This is a genomic window from Variovorax sp. KBW07 (genome assembly GCF_003852515.1).
In the GTDB taxonomy this organism is placed as follows: Bacteria; Pseudomonadota; Gammaproteobacteria; order Burkholderiales; family Burkholderiaceae_C; genus Variovorax.
In genome coordinates this window covers 1-18,811 of sequence record NZ_QAJK01000047.1, presented here as the reverse complement: position 1 = coordinate 18,811, position 18,811 = coordinate 1, and the positions used below count along the sequence as shown (strand labels likewise).

The 18,811-nt window shown below is 67.4% G+C and carries 23 protein-coding genes; 12 read left to right on the top strand and 11 right to left on the bottom strand.

Going from position 1 to position 18,811, the window contains the following annotated elements:
* Positions 1-13: 13 nt before the first annotated feature.
* Complete coding sequence (locus tag DBV14_RS11160) at positions 14-916, bottom strand: SPOR domain-containing protein (protein WP_124459255.1); 903 nt, start codon at positions 914-916, stop codon at positions 14-16.
* 61 nt (positions 917-977) lie between these two features.
* Positions 978-2,285 (bottom strand): bifunctional tetrahydrofolate synthase/dihydrofolate synthase, encoded by a 1,308-nt coding sequence (folC, locus tag DBV14_RS11155; protein ID WP_124459254.1) that lies wholly within the window; start codon positions 2,283-2,285, stop codon positions 978-980.
* Positions 2,286-2,321: 36 nt separating this feature from the next.
* Between folC and DBV14_RS11150 the strand changes: the two genes are divergently transcribed.
* The 4 genes from DBV14_RS11150 to argG all read left to right on the top strand — a co-directional run bounded on the left by DBV14_RS11150 (position 2,322) and on the right by argG (position 5,328).
* On the top strand, positions 2,322-2,675 hold the full coding sequence (locus DBV14_RS11150; protein WP_124459253.1) for an ArsC family reductase: 354 nt from the start codon (positions 2,322-2,324) through the stop codon (positions 2,673-2,675).
* Positions 2,676-2,733: 58 nt separating this feature from the next.
* Positions 2,734-3,375, top strand: a complete 642-nt coding sequence (locus DBV14_RS11145; RefSeq protein ID WP_124459252.1) for a hypothetical protein — start codon at positions 2,734-2,736, stop codon at positions 3,373-3,375.
* Positions 3,376-3,501: 126 nt separating this feature from the next.
* A complete protein-coding gene (locus DBV14_RS11140; RefSeq protein WP_124459251.1) occupies positions 3,502-3,828 on the top strand; it encodes a pyrimidine/purine nucleoside phosphorylase in 327 nt (108 codons plus the stop codon).
* Between the two features lie 159 nt (positions 3,829-3,987).
* On the top strand, positions 3,988-5,328 hold the full coding sequence (gene argG, locus DBV14_RS11130) for an argininosuccinate synthase (protein WP_124459250.1): 1,341 nt from the start codon (positions 3,988-3,990) through the stop codon (positions 5,326-5,328).
* A 122-nt stretch (positions 5,329-5,450) separates the two neighbouring features.
* On the opposite strand, the gene DBV14_RS11125 is transcribed toward argG, so the two are convergent.
* Positions 5,451-6,293 (bottom strand): hypothetical protein, encoded by an 843-nt coding sequence (locus tag DBV14_RS11125; protein WP_124459249.1) that lies wholly within the window; start codon positions 6,291-6,293, stop codon positions 5,451-5,453.
* 19 nt (positions 6,294-6,312) lie between these two features.
* A complete protein-coding gene (murB, locus tag DBV14_RS11120) occupies positions 6,313-7,365 on the bottom strand; it encodes a UDP-N-acetylmuramate dehydrogenase (RefSeq protein ID WP_124459248.1) in 1,053 nt (350 codons plus the stop codon).
* Positions 7,366-7,407: 42 nt separating this feature from the next.
* Here murB and DBV14_RS11115 point away from each other — a divergent pair, with 42 nt between their 5' ends.
* Positions 7,408-7,893 (top strand): YajQ family cyclic di-GMP-binding protein, encoded by a 486-nt coding sequence (locus DBV14_RS11115; RefSeq protein ID WP_124459247.1) that lies wholly within the window; start codon positions 7,408-7,410, stop codon positions 7,891-7,893.
* A 7-nt stretch (positions 7,894-7,900) separates the two neighbouring features.
* Complete coding sequence (locus tag DBV14_RS11110; RefSeq protein ID WP_124459246.1) at positions 7,901-8,545, top strand: TIGR02281 family clan AA aspartic protease; 645 nt, start codon at positions 7,901-7,903, stop codon at positions 8,543-8,545.
* Positions 8,546-8,557: 12 nt separating this feature from the next.
* Here DBV14_RS11110 and DBV14_RS11105 read toward each other — a convergent pair whose 3' ends face one another.
* From DBV14_RS11105 to DBV14_RS11090, 4 genes are read right to left on the bottom strand one after another with little or no spacing between them, the layout of a single operon-like run.
* On the bottom strand, positions 8,558-8,911 hold the full coding sequence (locus DBV14_RS11105) for a RidA family protein (RefSeq protein ID WP_124459245.1): 354 nt from the start codon (positions 8,909-8,911) through the stop codon (positions 8,558-8,560).
* Positions 8,912-8,920: 9 nt separating this feature from the next.
* On the bottom strand, positions 8,921-9,562 hold the full coding sequence (gene plsY / locus DBV14_RS11100) for a glycerol-3-phosphate 1-O-acyltransferase PlsY (RefSeq protein WP_124459244.1): 642 nt from the start codon (positions 9,560-9,562) through the stop codon (positions 8,921-8,923).
* A gap of 54 nt (positions 9,563-9,616) precedes the next feature.
* Entirely contained in the window at positions 9,617-10,423 is an 807-nt protein-coding gene (locus DBV14_RS11095) for a DUF6348 family protein (RefSeq protein ID WP_124459243.1), read from the bottom strand.
* 8 nt (positions 10,424-10,431) lie between these two features.
* Positions 10,432-10,926: an aminoacyl-tRNA deacylase gene (locus DBV14_RS11090; protein ID WP_124459242.1), complete on the bottom strand. Its 495-nt coding sequence runs from the start codon at positions 10,924-10,926 to the stop codon at positions 10,432-10,434.
* 83 nt (positions 10,927-11,009) lie between these two features.
* On the opposite strand from DBV14_RS11090, the gene DBV14_RS11085 reads away from it, so the two are divergent.
* The 3 genes from DBV14_RS11085 to DBV14_RS11075 are packed head-to-tail and all read left to right on the top strand — an operon-like array spanning position 11,010 to position 12,416.
* Positions 11,010-11,570 carry a DUF2975 domain-containing protein gene (locus DBV14_RS11085; protein WP_124459241.1) on the top strand — a complete coding sequence of 187 codons (561 nt, stop codon included), beginning with the start codon at positions 11,010-11,012 and terminating at the stop codon, positions 11,568-11,570.
* A 7-nt stretch (positions 11,571-11,577) separates the two neighbouring features.
* Positions 11,578-11,802 (top strand): helix-turn-helix transcriptional regulator, encoded by a 225-nt coding sequence (locus DBV14_RS11080; protein WP_124459240.1) that lies wholly within the window; start codon positions 11,578-11,580, stop codon positions 11,800-11,802.
* Entirely contained in the window at positions 11,802-12,416 is a 615-nt protein-coding gene (locus DBV14_RS11075; RefSeq protein ID WP_124459239.1) for a hypothetical protein, read from the top strand. The genes DBV14_RS11080 and DBV14_RS11075 overlap by 1 nt, the downstream gene beginning before the upstream one ends.
* A gap of 4 nt (positions 12,417-12,420) precedes the next feature.
* On the opposite strand, the gene DBV14_RS11070 is transcribed toward DBV14_RS11075, so the two are convergent.
* Entirely contained in the window at positions 12,421-13,482 is a 1,062-nt protein-coding gene (locus DBV14_RS11070) for an aldo/keto reductase (protein ID WP_124459238.1), read from the bottom strand.
* A gap of 155 nt (positions 13,483-13,637) precedes the next feature.
* Here DBV14_RS11070 and DBV14_RS11065 point away from each other — a divergent pair, with 155 nt between their 5' ends.
* Positions 13,638-14,585, top strand: coding sequence for an alpha/beta fold hydrolase (locus tag DBV14_RS11065; RefSeq protein ID WP_124459237.1), 948 nt, complete (start codon positions 13,638-13,640; stop codon positions 14,583-14,585).
* A gap of 27 nt (positions 14,586-14,612) precedes the next feature.
* On the opposite strand, the gene DBV14_RS11060 is transcribed toward DBV14_RS11065, so the two are convergent.
* Together DBV14_RS11060 and DBV14_RS11055 are read right to left on the bottom strand one after the other, a co-directional pair.
* Positions 14,613-15,728 (bottom strand): serine hydrolase, encoded by a 1,116-nt coding sequence (locus DBV14_RS11060; protein ID WP_260396957.1) that lies wholly within the window; start codon positions 15,726-15,728, stop codon positions 14,613-14,615.
* The gene (locus DBV14_RS11055) at positions 15,715-16,443 is read right to left on the bottom strand and encodes an aspartate/glutamate racemase family protein (RefSeq protein ID WP_124459236.1); all 729 of its coding nucleotides are present in this window, start codon (positions 16,441-16,443) and stop codon (positions 15,715-15,717) included. Before DBV14_RS11055 ends, DBV14_RS11060 begins: the two co-directional genes overlap by 14 nt.
* A gap of 130 nt (positions 16,444-16,573) precedes the next feature.
* Here DBV14_RS11055 and DBV14_RS11050 point away from each other — a divergent pair, with 130 nt between their 5' ends.
* Both DBV14_RS11050 and DBV14_RS11045 read left to right on the top strand, forming a co-directional pair.
* A complete protein-coding gene (locus DBV14_RS11050; protein ID WP_124459235.1) occupies positions 16,574-17,407 on the top strand; it encodes a MetQ/NlpA family ABC transporter substrate-binding protein in 834 nt (277 codons plus the stop codon).
* Positions 17,404-18,762: an LLM class flavin-dependent oxidoreductase gene (locus tag DBV14_RS11045; RefSeq protein ID WP_124459234.1), complete on the top strand. Its 1,359-nt coding sequence runs from the start codon at positions 17,404-17,406 to the stop codon at positions 18,760-18,762. The genes DBV14_RS11050 and DBV14_RS11045 overlap by 4 nt, the downstream gene beginning before the upstream one ends.
* Positions 18,763-18,811: the final 49 nt, after the last annotated feature.

Below are 18,811 nucleotides of genomic sequence, written 5' to 3'. Positions count from 1 at the left end.
CAGGCTGTGGCGATTACAAGGTGAGGATCGCGGCCGACAAAGACAAGCCCTTGACGCGCTCGGCGGCCTTGTCCGCCTCGGCGCGTGAACCGAACGGACCGACACGCACACGCGTGCGCTCGCCATCGGCCGTCTTCGCCACGTTCACATAGGTCTTGAGGCCGGCCTTCTCGAGCTTCTGGCGCACTTCGCGCGCCTTGTCGGCATCGGCGAACGCGCCAACCTGCACCACGAAGCGGCCGGCGCCGTCGTCGGCCGCGGCCGGCTTCGGCGTTGCGGCGGCTGCAGCGGGCGTCGCGGCGCTGATGGGCTTGCCTTCGAGCAACGCGCGGGCACGGGCACCGTCGTCCACGGCGGACGGCTTGGGCGCTGCGGGCTTGGGTTCTGGCTTGGGTTCAGGCTTCGGCTTGGGCTCGGGCTTGGGTTCCGGCTTGTGTTCGGGCTTCGGCTCCGGTTTGGGCTCGGGCTTCGGTTCAGGCTTTGGATCGGGCTTGCGCTCGACCGGTGCGGGAGCGGGTGCCGTGCTGGCCGCCGGCCTGCCGGACTCGATGACGGTGCCGTCGGCGGTCTCGGTGATCATGCCGCCGGCCGACGACGCAGCCGCAACGCGCGAGCTGTTGTCGGGCGCTGCAGGCGCGGTGGTGGCGGCCGGTGCCGGCGTGGCGGGCACGGGCAGCGGCTTGACCTTGTTGCGGTCGGGAATCTCGATGGGAATGTCGACCGACACCGGGCGCGGCTGGGTATCGAACAGCAGCGGGAAACCGATCACGCCCAACAGCACCAGCACCGCTGCGCCGAGCAGCCGGTGGCGTGCGCGGCGACGCATGGTTTCGACACTTTCCGCGGGGACGGCAGCCGGGGCGCCGCGTCCTTCGTTGCCTTGCGGGCCGCGCGTGCGGAACTTGAAAAACGCCATGAAGTTCGATCCCTGAAGGAGTGCAGCGAGGTGGTGCCAGATGGTGTGGACAGCCTGACGATCAGCCGCCTGGCAGCAGGTGTTTGGCTTGCAGCCGGGGGGTGCCGTTTTCGAGCACGCCACCCACGGTGAAGAACGATCCGAAGACGACGATTCTATCAGTGGGGTCCGCCTGCTCGATGGCTGCGCGCAACGCATCCATCGGGCTTGCGTGCACGCTGCCGGAGGCATCGGCGCGCTTGTTCTGCACCTGCCAGGCGGCCAGCAAGTCGGCCGCCTTGGCGGCGCGCGGCGTGGGCAGGTCGGTGAAATACCAGCGGTCGATCATCGGCCCGATGCGGGCCAGGATGGGTGCGAGGTCCTTGTCGGCCATGACACCGAACACGCCGTGCGTCGTGGGCGAAAAGCCCATCGCGTCGAGGTTCTCGGCCAGTGCGGCCACGGCGTGGGCGTTGTGCGCCACGTCGAGCACCAGCGTGGGCTCGCCCGGCACGATCTGGAAGCGGCCCGGCAGTTCGACCATGGCCAGCCCGTTGCGCACCGCCTGCGCGGTGATCGGCAGTTGGGGCCGCAGCGCTTCGAGCGCCGCGAGCACGCCCGCCGCGTTGACGAGCTGATTGGCGCCGCGCAGCGCCGGATAGGCCAGCCCGCTGTAGCGCCGGCCACGGCCCGACCAGCCCCACTGCTGCTTGTCGCCCGACACGTTGAAGTCGGTGCCGAAGCGCCACAGATCGGCGCCGATGGCCTTCGCGTGGTCGATCACGCTTTGCGGCGGCATCGGGTCGCTCACGATGGCCGGCTTGCCGGCGCGCAGGATGCCGGCCTTTTCGAAGCCGATGCTCTCGCGGTCGGGCCCGAGGTATTCCATGTGGTCGAGGTCGATGCTGGTGATGACCGAGCAGTCGGCGTCGATGATGTTGACCGCGTCGAGCCGCCCGCCCAGGCCGACCTCGAGAATCGCCACGTCGGGCTTCTCCTGGATCATGCAATGCAGGATGCCAAGCGTGGTGAACTCGAAGTAGGTCAGGGCCATGTCGCCGCGCGCCTTCTCCACCACTTCGAAGCTTGCTATGAGTTTGGAAGCATCGACCGACTCGCACTTGAGGCGCAGCCGCTCTTCGAAGCGCACCAGGTGCGGCGAGGTGAACACGGCCGTGCGGTAGCCCGCGTGCGTCAGGATCGACTCGAGCATGGCGCAGGTCGAGCCCTTGCCGTTGGTGCCCGCCACCGTGATGACGGGGCAGTCGAAACGCAGGCCCAGACGCTGCGCCATCTCTTTGGCGCGATCGAGCCCGAGCTCGATCTTGTCGGGATGAAGGTGCTCGGCGCGCGCGAGCCAGTCGTTAAGGGTTTCCATGGAGGCCGGCATTGTCGCCGACCCGCCGCCCGGGGCATCATCGAGGGCATGACAACCCTATACGGCATTCCGAACTGCGACACCGTCAAGCGCGCCCGCGCCTGGCTCGACGAACATGGCGTGGCCTACACCTTCCACGATTTCAAGAAACAGGGCGTGCCCGAGGCCGAGCTCGACCAATGGCTGAAAAAGCCCGGCTGGGAGGCCCTGGTCAACCGCAAGGGCACCACCTGGCGCAAGCTGGACGACGCCACCCGCAACGCGGTGATCGATGCCGCATCGGCCCGCCCGGTGTTGCTGGCCAACCCCAGCCTGATCAAGCGGCCGGTGGTCAACTGGGGCGCCAAAACCGGCGTTACGACAGGGTTCGACGCCGACGCCTGGGCTGTCAACGCCGTGTAAACCCCGGAACCCGCCCCGCCGCCCGGCCTCCAACAGCGATCTGCAGGAGAGACACACCATGAACAAACACGTTTTTCGCACCCTTGCCGGCCTTTCCGTGGCCGGCGCGCTCGCGGGCGGCGCGGGCCTCGTGCATGCCCAGCAGTCGCAGTACGTCCAGGCCCGGGTGATCTCGGCCACGCCGATCCGCGAAACGACCGGCAGCGAGGTCAACTACAACGTTACCTACGAATACAACGGCCGCCAGTACACCACCCGTACCGCCACCCGGCCGGGCTCGACCATCGCGGTCCAGGCCAGCGCCTACGGTGTGACGACCTCGCCGGTCGCGCCGCAGTCGCAAATGCAGGCCTACCCGGTCGAAGCCGATAACGGGCAATACCAGCCGCAATATCAGCAGCAATACCAGCCGCAGTACCAGCAGCCACAGCAGGCCGGCGGCTCACCCTGGGACAACGTGGTGCCCGAGCCGGGCGTGGTGGTTTCCAGCGCCCCCGCCCCCGTCTACCAGCCGGCGCCGGTGTATGCCGCGCCGGTCTACGTGCAGCCGGCCTACAGCTACCCGTACGCCTATCCGTACGCCTACCCGCCGGTCGGCATCTCGCTGAACCTCGGCTACTCGCGCGGTTGGGGCGGCGGCTACTACCGGGGCTACGGCTATCGCGGCTGGGGTGGCGGCTACCGCGGCTGGCACCGCTGATCGACCGGGTGCGGGGCCCGCATCGTCCGAGCCCCTAAAATCGAGGACTTTTCCAACCCTTGACGGGTGCGCCGCCGCTGCGGTGCGTCCTCGATCTGCCGACCGCCCCGGCGCCGGCGCCACCCAATGACGACGATTACCGAAACACTGAACAGCGCCGCAGTGGCCACCAAGGCCAATGTGTATTTCGACGGCAAGTGCGTGAGCCACGGCCTCACGCTCGCGGACGGCACGAAAAAATCGGTCGGCGTGATTCTCCCGTCCACCCTCACCTTCAACACCGGCGCCCCGGAAATCATGGAAGGCACGTCGGGCAGCTGCGAATACCTGCTGGCCGGCACCACCGAATGGGTGGCTTCGGGCCCGGGCCAGAAATTCAACGTGCCGGGCAATTCGAGCTTCCAGATCCGGGTGGCCGGCGAGCCCTACAGCTATATCTGCCATTTTGGGTAAACCCCCAGGCTTCGCGCACTTCGTGTCGCTTCTCCAACCCCCTTGCAGGGGGCGATACCAGTGGCCCGGCAAAGCCGGTTCCACGGTATCCACGGCGTAGAGTCGTGCCACGAATGTCATGAACCATTGAATCGCGCCACCACCAACGGAACTCCCATCATGTCGACCATTCTCCAAAACGTTCCCGCCGGCCAGAAGGTCGGCATTGCCTTTTCCGGCGGCCTGGACACCAGCGCGGCGCTCCACTGGATGCGCAACAAGGGCGCCATTCCCTACGCCTACACCGCCAACCTCGGCCAGCCCGACGAGCCCGACTACGACGAGATTCCGCGCAAGGCGATGCTCTACGGCGCCGAGAACGCCCGCCTGATCGACTGCCGCGTGCAGCTGGCCAACGAAGGCATCGCCGCGCTGCAGGCCGGCGCCTTCCACGTGACCACCGCGGGCGTGACCTACTTCAACACCACGCCGCTGGGCCGCGCGGTAACCGGCACCATGCTGGTGTCGGCCATGAAGGAAGACGACGTCAACATCTGGGGCGACGGCAGCACCTACAAGGGCAACGACATCGAGCGCTTCTACCGCTACGGCCTGCTCACCAACCCCGCGCTGAAGATCTACAAGCCCTGGCTCGACCAGGTCTTCATCGACGAGCTCGGCGGCCGCAAGGAAATGTCGGAGTTCATGCAGAAGGCCGGCTTCGCCTACAAGATGTCGTCCGAGAAGGCCTACTCGACCGACTCGAACATGCTGGGCGCCACGCACGAGGCCAAAGACCTCGAGCACCTGAACAGCGGCATGCAGATCGTGCAGCCCATCATGGGCGTCGCGTTCTGGAAAGACGAAGTCGAGGTCAAGCGCGAAACCGTCTCGGTGCGCTTCGAAGAAGGCGTGCCCGTCGCGCTGAACGGCAAGAGCTTCCCCAGCCTGGTCGAGCTGATCCTCGAAGCCAACCGCATCGGCGGGCGCCACGGCTTGGGCATGAGCGACCAGATCGAGAACCGCATCATCGAAGCCAAGAGCCGCGGCATCTACGAGGCCCCGGGCCTCGCGCTGCTGTTCATTGCCTACGAGCGCCTGGTGACCGGCATCCACAACGAAGACACGATCGAGCAGTACCGCGACAGCGGCCGCCGCCTCGGCCGGCTGCTGTACCAGGGCCGCTGGTTCGACCCGCAAGCCATCATGCTGCGCGAGACGGCACAGCGCTGGGTGGCACGCGCCATCACCGGCGAAGTGACGGTCGAGCTGCGCCGCGGCAACGACTACTCGATCCTGAACACCGAGTCGCCCAACCTCACGTACAAGCCCGAGCGCCTGAGCATGGAAAAGGTCGAAGGCGCCTTCACGCCGCTCGACCGCATCGGCCAGCTGACGATGCGCAACCTGGACATCGTCGACACGCGCGAGAAGTTGGCGATCTACACCCGCACCGGCCTGCTGACGGCCAGCGAAGGCGCATCGCTGCCGAAGCTGAGCAACGACGGCGACGCAAGCTGAGCGACTGGCTGAATGCCACGCTGCCCTTCGGGGCAGAAAGAAACGACAACGGGCCCCTTGGGCCCGTTTGTCTTTGGCGGCGCGATGATCGACTGGTGCCATGACGCCGTGGCGCCGTGGCGTCAGTCCCCGCCACCTCCGCCGCAGCCACCGCCACATCCACCACCGCCGTCGCCCGACGAGCCGCCGCCGTCGCTGGAGCCGCCGTCACCGCCGCTGCCACTCGATTCGCTGCCACCGAAGCCGCCCGCGTCTCCCGAGCTGCCACCGTCCGACGACGAATCCCCGAAGCTGGTACCGCACTGCGCATCAGAGCCGATGTGCCGCTCCACTGCCCGGCAATCGGGCACGTAGCTGAAGCCCCCTGCAATCGCGAACTTGATGTCCAGCGCAAACAGCAGCGGCAGCCGCGCCGGCTTGCGCGGGTCGATGCTCTCTTCCTTGCAGGCCCAGTACCAGGTGCGACGCAGGCCGTCGTTGCGCTTCGGGTCGCGGCCCAGCACCTCGGCAGGGCTGTGGTGCAACATTCCGCCGAAGGCCGCGTTGCACCAGCTCTGATAGCCCTGCGTATGCAGGATGAACTCGTGCCACGCCGTGTCGACCACCTTCGAGGGCATGGCGACGAACTTGCGATCGCTGCGCAGATGGGACATGAAGAACTGGCGCAGCCCGCGCAACACCAGTTCGGCGTCGCGCCGGCTGAGCTGAGGGTGCGCCTCGCGCAGCTTGCCGATAAGGAACGAGGGCAACCGCGCCTCGCGGATGAACTGGCGTCGCAGACTGGTTTCAAGGAACTTGAGCACCGCCGAGAACAGCACCGCCACCACGATCAGCGCAACCACCACGCCCCAGCGGTGCGAGCCCAGGAACACGGCCACCAGCGCAATGAACGGCACCGCACGCCGGGCCCACACCAGCGCCAAAATGCGGCGCCGGAAATTCAGGGGCAGGAAGTCGAGATCCATATGCCGGTGGACCAGCGGCTCAGACGACCACCGGCTCCGGCTCCAGCCGGATGCCGAAGCGCTCGTACACGCTGGTCTGGATGGCCTTGGCCAGCGTCATCACTTCGCCGCCCGTTACCGGGTTCTCCGTGCCGCCACGGTTGACCAGCACCAGCGCCTGCCGCTCGTACACGCCGGCATTGCCGACCGACTTGCCCTTCCAGCCGCAGGCATCGATGAGCCAGCCGGCCGCCAGCTTGATGCTGCCGTCGTCCATCGGGTAGTGCACGATCTTCGGGTCACGCGCGATGATGTCCGCGCACTGCTCCGGCGTGACCGTCGGGTTCTTGAAGAAGCTGCCGGCGTTGCCCAGCACGCGCCAGTCGGGCAGCTTGGCGCGGCGAATGGCGCAGATCCAGTCGAAGATGTCTTGTGCGCTGGGCGTGAAGTTGGCGGTTTCTTCCATCTTCCGCTCCAGGTCGAGGTAGCCCACCACGGCCTTCCACGGCTTGGGCAGCCGGAAGCGCACCCGCGTGATCACCGCCCGGCCCGACAGGCCGAAGTCGTTCGGCCCGCTGCGCACGTGCTTGAACACCGAATCGCGGTAGCCGAAGGCGCATTGCGCGGCATCGAGCGTGAAGCTGCGGCCCGTTTCCAGGTCGAAGGCGTCGAGCGAATCGAAGCGGTCTTGCAGCTCCACGCCGTAGGCGCCGATGTTCTGCACCGGCGCGCCGCCCACCGTGCCCGGAATGAGGGCCAGGTTTTCCAGCCCCGGGTAGCCGCTTCGCACCATCCACTCGACCGCGTCGTGCCAGATTTCGCCGGCGCCGGCCTCCACGATCCAGGCACGCGGGCTGTCTTCGACCAGCCGCAGGCCCTTGATTTCGATTTTCAGCACCAGCGGCTTGACGTCGCCCGTGAGCACGATGTTGCTGCCGCCGCCCAGCACGAAGCGGGGGGCGTCGCGCCACTGCGGATCGGCACGCAGCGCGACCAGGTCGGCCTCGTCGGTGATGCGCGCCAGATGCTGCGCGCGCGCGACGATGCCGAAGCTGTTGTACGGCTGCAGAGGGACGTTGGACTCCACGATCATGGGAGAATTGTCGCATTCAGTCCAGTGCATCCAGGAGAGCCCATGCCGTCATTCGATACAGTCTGCGAGCCCAATCTGCCCGAAGTGAAGAATGCGGTCGAAAACACCGCCAAGGAAATCGCGACGCGCTTCGACTTCAAGGGCACCGCCGCCGCCGTCGATCTCAAGGACAAGGAGATCACCATGATCGGCGATGCCGAGTTCCAGCTCGTGCAGGTCGAAGACATTCTTCGCGCCAAACTCACCAAGCGCAGCGTCGACGTGCGCTTTCTCGACAAGGGCGACGTCCAGAAGATGGGCGGCGACAAGGTCAAGCAGGTCATCAAGGTCAAGAGCGGCATCGAGAGCGAGCAGGCCAAGAAAATCACCCGCATCATCAAGGACAGCAAGCTCAAGGTGCAGGCCGCGATCCAGGGCGACGCGGTGCGCATCACCGGCGCCAAGCGCGACGACCTGCAGGCCGCCATGGCGTTGATCAAGAAGGACGTGCCCGACATGCCCCTCTCGTTCAACAACTTCCGCGACTGACCCCACCATGAAGTCCATCGTCATCGCAGCGCATCTCCTGACAGCCGTTGCGATGGCGCATGCCGCCGGCTCGGTCACGCTGACCGGCACCATCGGCAGCCGCGCGATCCTGATCGTGAACGGCGCGCCGCCCAAGACCGTGGCGGTGGGCGAGAGTTTCCAAGGGGTAAAGCTGGTGTCGCTGCAGTCCGAGCAGGCGGTGGTCGAGCTCGAAGGCAAGCGCGTCAACCTGCGCATGGACACCCCGGTCAGCATCGGCGGGGGCGGTGGTTCAGGCGGTGGCGGCAATCGCATCGTGCTGCCGGCCGACAGCCGGGGCCACTTCATGACGCAGGGCACCATCAACGGTCGCGCGGTGACGTTCATGCTCGACACCGGTGCCACGTCGATTGCGCTGTCGGCCGCCGATGCCCAGCGCATCGGCCTGGACTACAGCAAGGCCCAGCGGGTGCAGATGAGCACCGCCAACGGCGTGACCGTGGGCCACAGGCTGCGGCTGCAGTCGGTGCGGGTGGGCGACGTCGAGGTCTACGACATCGACGCCATCGTGTCACCCGAGCCCATGCCCTTCGTGCTGCTGGGCAACAGCTTCATCAACCGCTTTTCCATGCGCCGCGACGCGGACCAGATGGTCCTGGAAAAGCGGTACTGAGCCTGTTGAGCGTCAGGCCTGCGCGGCCGTGACCACGATCTCGATCTTGTAGGCCGCATTGGCCATCTTGGCCTGCACCGTCGCGCGGGGCGGCGTGTTGCCGGCCGGAATCCACGCGTCCCACACCTCGTTCATGGCCGTGATGTCGGTGATGTCGGCCAGGAAAATCTGCGTCATGAGAATGCGCGACTTGTCGCTGCCGGCCTCGGCCAGCAGGCGGTCGACCATGCCCAGCACCTGCGTGGTCTGGCCGCGGATGTCTTGCGTGGTGTCGTCGGGCACCTGGCCGGCGAGGTAGACGGTGCCGTTGTGCACCGCCGTCTCGGACAGTCGCGGGCCCACGTGAAAACGGGTGATGGAAGCCATGGTGTTCTTTCAGTTCGGTTGTTTCTTCTTGGAGCCGAGCTTCGACTCCGTGCCGGCCGCGAGCCGGCGGATGTTTTCGCGGTGCCGCCAGATCAGCAGCAGACTCATGATGATGATCGCAATCAGCACCGTGCGGTCGAGTGGCCACGCAATGTTTCCACCCAGCAGGTAGTAGGCCGGCGCAAAGAAGGCGGCCACCAGCGACGACAGCGACGAGTAGCGGAAAAACACCGCGATGATCAGCCAGGTGGCGCCCGTCGCCAGCCCCAGCCACGGCGCGATGCCGACCAGCACGCCGGCGGCCGTGGCCACGCCCTTGCCGCCCTGGAAGCCGAAGAACACCGGGTACAGGTGGCCCAGGAAGGCCGCCAGGCCCGCCAGCGCGGCCACGCCCTCGCCCAGCCCCCACTGCGCGCCGAACTGGTGGATCAGGAACACCGGCAGCCAGCCCTTTGCCGCATCGAGCAGCAGCGTGGCCAAGGCCGCGCCCTTGTTGCCCGAGCGCAGCACGTTGGTGGCACCGGGGTTGCCGCTGCCGTAGCTGCGCGGATCGGCCATGCCGAGCGACTTGCTCACGATGACCGCGAAAGACAGCGAGCCGATCAGGTACGACGCCAGGATGGCGATGAGGGATGGCAGGTTAAAGCTCAAGACGGCGCTCCGCGGGGATGGTTGTTTTTATAGGGTGACGGCGGTGTGCCGTCGTCAGGCGTCGGGAACGGCCTGGGGCGGCGATTGGATCACAACGTACTGCTTGCGAAACTCGAAGCCGCGGTCGGGCCACTGCCTGACGTAGGCGCGCAGGGCGTCCGCGCCGGCCGCCCAGTCTTCGCCGTTGACGCGGCAGTCGGCCTGCACTTCGCCGTCGGCATCGCGCGCGGCATACAGGCGCACGGCGTAGAGGCCGTCCGACTCGATCTGCGGCTTGAACGCCTCCCAGCTGTTGGTGAACAGGCAGCAGGGGCAGAACGGGTGCTCTTCTTCCGGTACGGCGTCGGGCTGCGCCGCGCGGTGTGCCACGGGGCCGAACAGCACGCGCCGCTGGCGCCCTTCTTCCCAGTTCATGGCCATCGACGTGCAATGGGCCAGGTCGCTGCCCAGCGCGTCCTGGAACACCACCAGGTCGACCTGCGCCCACAGGTCGAAGCCGCGGGCCAGGGCCTCCTGCGTGGTCTCGCCGTAGGAATGCTGGTACTCGAAGATGCCTTGCGGCGACAGCCCGGCATGCGCCACCTCGATGGTGCTCGAGGTGCGCACGCTGCCGTCTTCGGCCACCGAGAAGCTCAGTATCTGCGGCAGCAGCCAGAGCCCGTCGGGCAGCACGAGCCAACCGTCGTGCGCTGCCTCGGCGGCATGGCCGCGTGCCGCCAGCGCATCGCGCAGCAGCGCCGGCAGGTCGAGCGACTCGGTCCACCCGCGCTCGTCGTTGCGAAAAGCGACCTCGAACGCGGTGCCCTGGCCCGGGTTGCCGGCTGCGCGCACGGGGGAAAAATCAGGAGACGGGGATGTCATGGCGCCGGCTATTCTGCCAGCGCACATTGCACCGGCCTGGCCGCCAGCAGCGCCACGCACACCTGCGGATCGATGCCGATGAGGTAGCCGCGCCGCCCGCCGTTGATCACGATGCCCGGCAGTTCGAGGATCGTCGATTCAACGTACACCGGCATCTCGCGCCGCGTGCCGAACGGCGAGGTGCCGCCCACCATGTAGCCGCTGTGGCGCTGCGCCACTTCGGGCTTGCAGGGCTCGACCGACTTGGCGCCGATCTGCCGCGCCAGGTTCTTGGTCGACACCGTGCGGTTGCCGTGCATCAGCACGATCAGCGGCTTGGCGTCCTGGTCCTGCATCACCAGCGTCTTGATGACGGTGAACGGATCGAGCCCCAGCATCTCGGCGCCGCGCTGCGCGCCGCCGTGCTCCATGTACTCGTAGGGGTGTTCGGTGAAGGGAATCCTGTGCGCGCGCAGCAGCTGCGTCGCGGGCGTCTCGGAGGTGTGGATGCTTTTCTTCGCCATCTTTGGTCAAAGGGTCCGTCTTCAGGAAAACTTATTGTTTTACGATAATATTTGGTCGTTTTACATTAACCATCGACCTGGATATGCAGCATACGCCAGCCCCGGCAGCCACGCCTTCGTTCTACCTGAAGCGACACGCCCAGGTCGTGCAGGCGCTCATCCTCGCGGGCGTCGTCCTGCTCGTCGTGCAGCCCGTGCTGCTGCTGGCGTTCGAGCGGCCATGGCTCGACATGTTCGGCGTGAGCAGCTTCCTCGGCCTGCCGACGCCACCCGCCGACGGGCCCGCACGCTGGCGCACCGCGCTGGTCAGCCTGCTGCCGGTCGGCGGTGGCCTGTATGCGCTGCGGCAGCTGTGGCGGCTGTTCGGCGAATACGGCCAGGGCCGGGTCTTCGGCAAGACCGCGCAAGACGCGCTGGTGCGCTTTGCCTGGTCGGTGCTGCTGCTGGCCTTGCTGCTGCCGCTCGCGCGCGGCCTCATGACCGTGGCGCTGAGCATCGGCAACCCGCCGGGCCAGCGCTTCCTGGCAATCACCATCGCGTGGTTCGACTGCCTGCACATCCTGTTCGGCGCGGTGCTCGTGGCCATCGCGCGGGTCACGGCCGAGGCCCGGCGCCTGGCCGACGACAACGCGGGCTTTGTCTGAACGCACCATGCCCATCGTCGTGAACCTCGATGTCATGCTCGCCCGGCGCAAGATGCGCTCGCGCGAGCTGGCGGAGCATGTAGGCATTACCGAGCAGAACCTGTCGCTCCTCAAGAGCGGCAAGGTGCGCGGCGTGCGCTTCGACACCCTGGAGCGCATCTGCGAAGCGCTGCAATGCCAGCCCGGCGACCTGCTCGAGTGGCAAGCCTCGCCGCCTCCCTCCGAGCCTTGATGCCGCGCCCTCGCCTCGTGGCGCTGGTGCTGGCCGTGGTGGCCATGCATGCGGCGGTGCTCTGGCTGATGCTGGTGGCCACGCAGCCGCACATCGGGCGGATAGGCACGGCGAAGCGCGTCACCACGATGGAAGTGGTGCAGGTCGCGCAGGTCGCGCCTGCGCGGAAGACCGAGCCTCCCGCCGCACCGGCAGCCGCGCCGCGCACGGCACCAACGGCCGTTGCCCCGCGTGCGCCAGCCCGGCGCGTGTCTCAGGCGGCTCGCAGCGAAGCCATCACCGCGCCGCCCAACGCACCCATTGCACCCAACGCGCCTGCCGCCCCATCAGAACCGCAGCAGGCAGCAAGCTCGTCGCCCGCTCCGCTGATCCTGAATTCCGACGCCACCCGCCGCGCCCTGCGCGACGTGGCCCGCAACCGCTCCTTCGCCGATCGCGCCAACCAGGACATCCAGGGCCCCGCGCGCTCCGCCTTCGAATCGAAGATGGGCACCGGCGTCGCGGGCGCCGCCCACGGCGATTGCATGAAGGGCCAGTTCAAGGGCAGCAACATGGGCCTGCTGAGCCTGCCCGCCCTGGCCCTTGCCGCCGCCAACGGCGAGTGCGCCCGCTGAACGATCAGGCCGCAGGGTCGCGAATGTCCCAGCGGATCCTGTCGATCTCGGCCAGGATTTCGGGCGTCAGCGTGGTGCCGTACGCGTCGATGTCTTCATCGAACTGTGCCACCGACGTCACGCCGATGATCGTGCTCGCCACCTGCCACTTGGTGTAGCAGAAGGCCAGCGCCAGCTGCGTCGGCGTCAGGCCGTTGTCGCGCGCGAGCTGGTTGTACAGGCGCGCGGCCTTCAGCGCATCGGGGCGGCCCCAGCGCAGCTTGCGCACCGATTCATACCGCGTGATGCGCGCGGCCTCGGGCGCGTCGGGCCCGGTGATGCCGCTCTTGTCGTACTTGCCCGTCAGCAGGCCGTAGGCCAGTGGCGAATAGGCCAGCAGCGAAACGCCCAGCCGGTGCATCGTTTCGTCCAGACCGTTCTCGGCGCCGCGGCTCGCCAGGTTGTAGACGTTCTGCACCGTCGCCACGCGCGGCAGGCCGTGCTGCTCGGCCAGCCGCACGAACTCGTGCACGCCATAGGGCGTTTCGTTCGACAGGCCGATGGCGCGGACCTTGCCCGCCTTCACCAGTCCGGCAAAGGCCTCGAGCTGCTCGCGGATCGGGGTCTGCGAGACCTCCTTGGACGGGTCGTAGTAGATGTTGCCGAAGGCCGGCACGTGGCGCTCCGGCCAGTGGATCTGGTAGAGGTCGATCACGTCCGTCTTCAGCCGCTTCAGGCTCGCGTCGCACGAGGCCACGATGTCGGCGGCCGTCATGCCCACGCCTTCGCGCACCCACGGCGTGTTGCGCAGCGGGCCCGCCACCTTGGTGGCCAGCACCAGCTTCTGGCGCGCGCCGGGGTTGGCGGCAAACCAGTTGCCGATGATGGTTTCGGTGACGCTGTAGGTTTCCTTGCGCGTGGGCACCGAGTACATCTCGGCGGTGTCGATGAAGTCGACGCCGCGCTCCAGCGAGCGGCTCAGGATGGCATGGGAAGTGGGCTCGTCGACCTGTTCGCCGAAGGTCATCGTGCCCAGGCAGATCGGGGTGACATGCAGGTCGCTTTGACCGAGTTGGATCTTTTTCATGCGCGGGATGCTACCGCCCTCCTCCGCGCCCTGCTGGCCGCACCATCAAAGCCCAGCCACCACGGCACGCGACACGCCAGACGCGACACGTGGCGTACCGGCCACTGTCGTGTGCCGGACTGCGCAATGCCGACCGGCTCCTTATCATCGACGCCATGTACCAAGCCCTACGTCCCTCGCGCAGCGAATTCGTACCCGTGCGCAACCTCAGCTACCACGTGCGCCTGTGGGGCCAGCCCTCGGACACACGCCCGCCGCTGGTGTTGGTGCACGGCTGGATGGACGTGGCCGCCTCATGGCAGTTCGTGGTCGATGCCATGGCGCAAGACCGCTTCATCATCGCGCCCGACTGGCGCGGCTTCGGCCTGACCGATGGCGGCGGCGTCGACAACTACTGGCTGGCCGACTACCTGGCCGACCTCGAATGGCTGCTCGACCACTACGTGGGCGAGGTTGGTGAAGCGCGCGAAGGTGAGAGCCAGCGGCAGGTCGACCTGGTCGGCCACAGCATGGGCGGCAACGTCGCCATGCACTACGCCGGCGTGCGGCCGGGGCGCATTCGCCGCCTCGTCAACCTCGAAGGCTTCGGCATGCCCCTGCGCCGGCCCGACGAAGCGCCCGCGCGCTACGGCCAGTGGATCGACGAACTCAAGGGCCTGCACCGCGGCGAGAAAGCGCTGGCCAACTACTCGGCGGTGGACGGCGTGGCGCGCCGGCTCATGAAGACCAACCCGCGCCTCTCGCAAGACAAGGCCGACTGGCTGGCCAGCCACTGGTCGGCCGGCCGCGCGCAGCCCGATGGCAGCACGCGCTGGCAGATCCTCGGCGAAGCGGCGCACAAGATCGTCAACGCCCACATCTTCCGCGTCGACGAAACGCTGGCGCTGTATGCGCGCATTACCGCGCCGCTGCTGATGGTCGAAGCCTCGGACGACAGCCTGCACGGCTGGTGGAAGAACCGCTACACGCTCGACGAATTCCACGAGCGACTGAAGTCGGTGCCCTCGGTACGCACCGAGCGGCTGGACGATGCGGGCCACATGCTGCACCACGACCAGCCGCAGCGCGTGGCGCAACTGATCGAGGAATTCCTGGCGGCCTGACCGCCTCCAGCGTGGCGCGCGGCGGCCTCAGCCGCAAGGCGCCGTCGCGATCATTCTTGCCGCGCGCAGGAAATCGCCCGGCGCCACCGTGCCCGGATTCCAGTTGCCCGCCACCGGCACCTGGCGCTTGTGCGCGATCACCATGTTCCGCCTCGGGATCACGAGGATGTATTGGCCGTGCACGCCCCACGCCATGTAGGCGCCGCTCAACAGGGAATCCGCCGGCTCTTCCAGCAGCCACCACAGGTAGCCGTAGCCGAAACCGCGCCTGGCCACATGCGGCGGGTGCATCTGCGCAGAAGGAGTCACGGGCTGCGTGATCCGTGCGGCCCAGGCAGCCGGAACCAGCTGTTGTCCGCGCCAGTTGCCCTGGTGAAGCATCAGGTAGCCCAGGCGCGCCATGTCGCGCGTCGACAGGAAGAAGGGATACGCCAGGTGCGCGGACCTGGCGCCGTCGCCGCTGCGCTTGTGGCGGGCGGCGTCGAAATCCTCGAGCATCAGCGGCACGGCAAGATCGTCCGCAAACGCCCGGTAGATGCTGCGGCCGGTCAACTTCTCGAAGGCAGTGCCCGCGGCATTGAAGTCCCAGTTGTTGTAGAGGAAGTAGCTCCCCGGCGGCTGCGACCCGCGCGGCGGCGCAAACGCCAGATCGTCCCCGCCATTGGCCGCTGCGTGATAGACGCCGGAGCGCGCCGCCATCAGGTCGCGCAAGCGTGCCTGGCGCTCGCTCGCCGACAGGCCGCCCAGGTCATCGATGCCCAGGTCGGCCAGCGTGCGGTCGAGGTCGATCGTGCCGTCCGCCACGTACTTGCCGTACATCATCGACAGCACGCTCTTGCGCACCGAGAACACGATGCTGACCGCCTCGAGCGAGCCGTCGCTGAACAGCACGCGCCCATCCTGCACGGCCATCACGGCGGTGGTGTCCAGCGTCTTCAGGTAGTCGCGTGCGGCATCGAGCGCCCGGTTGCATGCGGCACCCCGCTGCTCACGGGGAATGAACTCCCATGACGCGAGCGGAAAGACGGCAGCGCTGGGAGCACTGACAGGGCTCGCAGGCGGCGTCGTGCACGCGCCTGCGAGCAACACGAACACTGCCGCAAGGCAAAGCGCGAAGACGCGCACCGGCTTACTGGCCGCCACCGGTGGTCGTGGCCGCACCCGTCGCACGCCGCAGCGCCGCACGCGCCAGCAGCCGCGTGGAATCGAGCGTAGGCAGCGGCGAATTGGCGTCGCTCATGATCAGCGGAATCTCGGTGCAGCCGAGCACGACGGCATCGCAGCCGTCTTCGTCTTTCAGGCGCTGCATCACGCGCTGGAAAGTCGCAATCGCCTCGGGCTTGAAGATGCCGCAGACCAGCTCGTCCATGATGATCCGCGCGATTTCGTCGCGCTCTTCGATGGTGGGGCGAACGTATTCGAGCCCGCGCGCCGACAGCTTTTCGGGATAGACCTCGCTGTCGACCAGCCAGCGCGTGCCCGTGAGGCCGATGCGCTTGAAGCCGCGTTGCGCGGCCTCGTCGGCCACGCAACCCGCGATGTGCAACCAGGGCAGCGGAGAACGCGCCTCGATGAAGGGCAAGGCCTGATGGATGGTGTTGTCGGGGCAGACCAGGAAACTGGCGCCGATCTTCGCGAGCTTGTGCGCCGAGGCAAGCATCACCTCGCCCACACCCTGCCAGTCGTTGCGGTAGATGTGCGCCATGTAGTCCGACAGCGACGGCGTGTGCATCGAGACCTCGGGGTGCGCGTGCGGGCCGAGCAGCTTCGCGCCCTCCACGCAAATGGTCTGGTAGCAGAGCGCCGCGCCTTCGGCGGAGCAGCCGACGATTCCGATGTGCTGGGTCGTGTGGGTCATGGCGGCATCGTACAAAAACCGACGACATATCCGGCCAGCGGATAACCATGCGCACAAATCTTCGTTCGCCGCGCGGGTGCTGCGTCCTAGAGTGCGCAACTCCCTTGCCGTTCCTCCGGAGTTGCCCTTGATGCGTTTTTCTTCGCGCGCGCCCTCGCTGGTGCGCTTGTCCGTGCCGCTGCTCGGTGGCCTGGCCCTGAGCCTGCTGCTCCAGTTTTCAGCCCGCGCCGACGACCTGCGCGTCGGCTTCATGCCCGGCCCGTACCGCGATGCTTTTACCAACGGCATCGAGCCCCAGCTGAAGAAGCTCGGCTACACCGTGAAGTACGTCGAGTTCAGCCAGGGCGTACAGCCCAACGACGCGGTAGAGCGCGGCCAGATCGACGCCAACATCTTCCAGCACTCGCTGTACCTCAACGCCACCAACAAGCAGCAGAACTTCGACCTGGTGCCGGTGGTGCATGTGCCGACACCGCCGATGGGCCTGTACTCGCAGCGCCACAAGTCGCTGGCCGCCGTGCCCGACGGCGCCACCGTCACGCTGCCGGCCGACCCGGTGAATGCGGCGCGCGCGCTGAACATTCTTGCCGCCATCGGCTGGGTGACGCTCAAGCCGGGCGTGAGCCCGCTGAGCGTGTCGGAGCGCGACATTGCCAGCAACCCGAAGCGCCTGAAGCTGGTGCCGCTCGATGCCGCGCAGGCGCCACGCTCGCTGGCCGACGCCGACCTTGCCGCCGTGCAGGGCAACTTCGCCGTGGCGTCGGGCCTGAAGCTCACCGAGGCGTTGAAGCTCGAAGACATGACGCTGCCGTACGTGAACGTGGTGGCCGTCAAGCGCAGCAACGAAAACGCGAAGTTCGCGAAAGACATCGTGGCCGCCTACCAGTCGCCTGAGTTCCAGAGGTTCTTCAAGGCCAACCCGGTGTGGACCGGCTACCGCCTGCCGGACTATTTTTCGCAATGAGCCGCGGCAGCGACAACGCAGCGCCTCGCAGGCAGCTGCACTTGAACGTCAACATCCTGCACTCGGGATTCGTGCCCTCGGCGTGGCGCCTGCCCGAGAGCGACCCGTGGGCCTTTGCCGACATCCAGCACTACATCCGCACGGCGCAGATTGCGGAGGCGGCCAAGCTCGACGCCATCTTCCTGGCCGACAACGCGGCCATCGTCGACCAGATTCATTTCCGCCCGATCACCGCGCTGGAGCCGACCATCCTGCTGGCTTGCGTGGCCGCCGCGACCACGCACATCGGCCTGATCGCGACGGCATCGACCAGCTACAACGAGCCCTACAACATCGCGCGCCGCTTCGCCACGCTCGACCATGTGAGCGGCGGCCGCGCGGGCTGGAACGTGGTGACCACCGCCGACCTGCCCTCGGCCCGCAACTTCGGCCTGGACGCCACGCCCGACCATGCGAAGCGCTATGCCCGTGCCTCGGAATTCACTGACATCGTGAAGGCGCTGTGGGACAGCTGGGAAGACGACGCCTTCGTCGGCAACAAAACCACGGGCAGCTTCATCGACCCGGCCAAGGTGCACGCGATTGCGCACCGCGGCGAGCACTTTGCAGTGCAGGGCCCGCTGAACCTGCCGCGCCCGCCCCAGGGCCATCCGGTGCTGGTGCAGGCCGGCGCCTCGGCCGATGGGCGCGAGTTGGCGTCGCGCCATGCAGAGGCGGTGTTCTCGGCCTCGCAGTCGTTCGAGGAATCGCGGGCCTACGCACACGCGCTGAAGGCCCGCGCCGCTGAACTGGGCCGCGGCCCCGACGCGGTCAAAGTGCTGGCCGGCCTGACGACCATCGTCGGCAGCACGGAAGCCGAAGCCCGCCGCCGGCGCGACGAACTGGTCGACCTGATTCCGTGGGACTACAGCCTGACGCGCCTGGCCGGCACGCTGGGCATCGCGCCCGACCGCCTGAAGCTGGACGAGCGCCTGCCCGACAACCTGCCGCTGCCGGGCAATGGCAACGGCAACCACACCTTTTTCAACGCGGTGGTTGCGGCCGGCCGCACACACGGCTACACGGTGCGCCAACTGATTCGCGAACTGGCGGGCGGTGGCGGCCACCGCGTGATCGTCGGCACACCGGAGCAGATCGCCGACAACATCGAGCACTGGTTCAAGGGAGGCGCGGCCGATGGCTTCAACCTGATGCCCGATGCGCTGCCACACGGACTGCAGGACTTCGTCGCGGGCGTGGTGCCGATCCTGCAGAAGCGCGGGATCTTCCGCACCGAGTACGAGGGGCGAACGCTGCGCGATCACCTCGGGTTGGCGCGTCCTTTGGGGCGGGCTGCTCAACGGCTGGCTGCCTGAGGCGGCGTCGTTCAGTTCATTCAGGGTTACGCCCACGCCGACGGTGTGC

Bases quoted from the DNA above. Each gene is read 5' to 3' on its own strand.
- DBV14_RS11160 (WP_124459255.1), bottom strand. From the start codon at position 916: ATGGCGTTTTTCAAGTTCCGCACGCGCGGCCCGCAAGGCAACGAAGGA.
- folC (WP_124459254.1), bottom strand. From the start codon at position 2,285: ATGCCGGCCTCCATGGAAACCCTTAACGACTGGCTCGCGCGCGCCGAG.
- DBV14_RS11150 (WP_124459253.1), top strand. From the start codon at position 2,322: ATGACAACCCTATACGGCATTCCGAACTGCGACACCGTCAAGCGCGCC.
- DBV14_RS11145 (WP_124459252.1), top strand. From the start codon at position 2,734: ATGAACAAACACGTTTTTCGCACCCTTGCCGGCCTTTCCGTGGCCGGC.
- DBV14_RS11140 (WP_124459251.1), top strand. From the start codon at position 3,502: ATGACGACGATTACCGAAACACTGAACAGCGCCGCAGTGGCCACCAAG.
- argG (WP_124459250.1), top strand. From the start codon at position 3,988: ATGTCGACCATTCTCCAAAACGTTCCCGCCGGCCAGAAGGTCGGCATT.
- DBV14_RS11125 (WP_124459249.1), bottom strand. From the start codon at position 6,293: ATGGATCTCGACTTCCTGCCCCTGAATTTCCGGCGCCGCATTTTGGCG.
- murB (WP_124459248.1), bottom strand. From the start codon at position 7,365: ATGATCGTGGAGTCCAACGTCCCTCTGCAGCCGTACAACAGCTTCGGC.
- DBV14_RS11115 (WP_124459247.1), top strand. From the start codon at position 7,408: ATGCCGTCATTCGATACAGTCTGCGAGCCCAATCTGCCCGAAGTGAAG.
- DBV14_RS11110 (WP_124459246.1), top strand. From the start codon at position 7,901: ATGAAGTCCATCGTCATCGCAGCGCATCTCCTGACAGCCGTTGCGATG.
- DBV14_RS11105 (WP_124459245.1), bottom strand. From the start codon at position 8,911: ATGGCTTCCATCACCCGTTTTCACGTGGGCCCGCGACTGTCCGAGACG.
- DBV14_RS11095 (WP_124459243.1), bottom strand. From the start codon at position 10,423: ATGACATCCCCGTCTCCTGATTTTTCCCCCGTGCGCGCAGCCGGCAAC.
- DBV14_RS11090 (WP_124459242.1), bottom strand. From the start codon at position 10,926: ATGGCGAAGAAAAGCATCCACACCTCCGAGACGCCCGCGACGCAGCTG.
- DBV14_RS11085 (WP_124459241.1), top strand. From the start codon at position 11,010: ATGCAGCATACGCCAGCCCCGGCAGCCACGCCTTCGTTCTACCTGAAG.
- DBV14_RS11080 (WP_124459240.1), top strand. From the start codon at position 11,578: ATGCCCATCGTCGTGAACCTCGATGTCATGCTCGCCCGGCGCAAGATG.
- DBV14_RS11075 (WP_124459239.1), top strand. From the start codon at position 11,802: ATGCCGCGCCCTCGCCTCGTGGCGCTGGTGCTGGCCGTGGTGGCCATG.
- DBV14_RS11070 (WP_124459238.1), bottom strand. From the start codon at position 13,482: ATGAAAAAGATCCAACTCGGTCAAAGCGACCTGCATGTCACCCCGATC.
- DBV14_RS11065 (WP_124459237.1), top strand. From the start codon at position 13,638: ATGTACCAAGCCCTACGTCCCTCGCGCAGCGAATTCGTACCCGTGCGC.
- DBV14_RS11055 (WP_124459236.1), bottom strand. From the start codon at position 16,443: ATGACCCACACGACCCAGCACATCGGAATCGTCGGCTGCTCCGCCGAA.
- DBV14_RS11050 (WP_124459235.1), top strand. From the start codon at position 16,574: ATGCGTTTTTCTTCGCGCGCGCCCTCGCTGGTGCGCTTGTCCGTGCCG.
- DBV14_RS11045 (WP_124459234.1), top strand. From the start codon at position 17,404: ATGAGCCGCGGCAGCGACAACGCAGCGCCTCGCAGGCAGCTGCACTTG.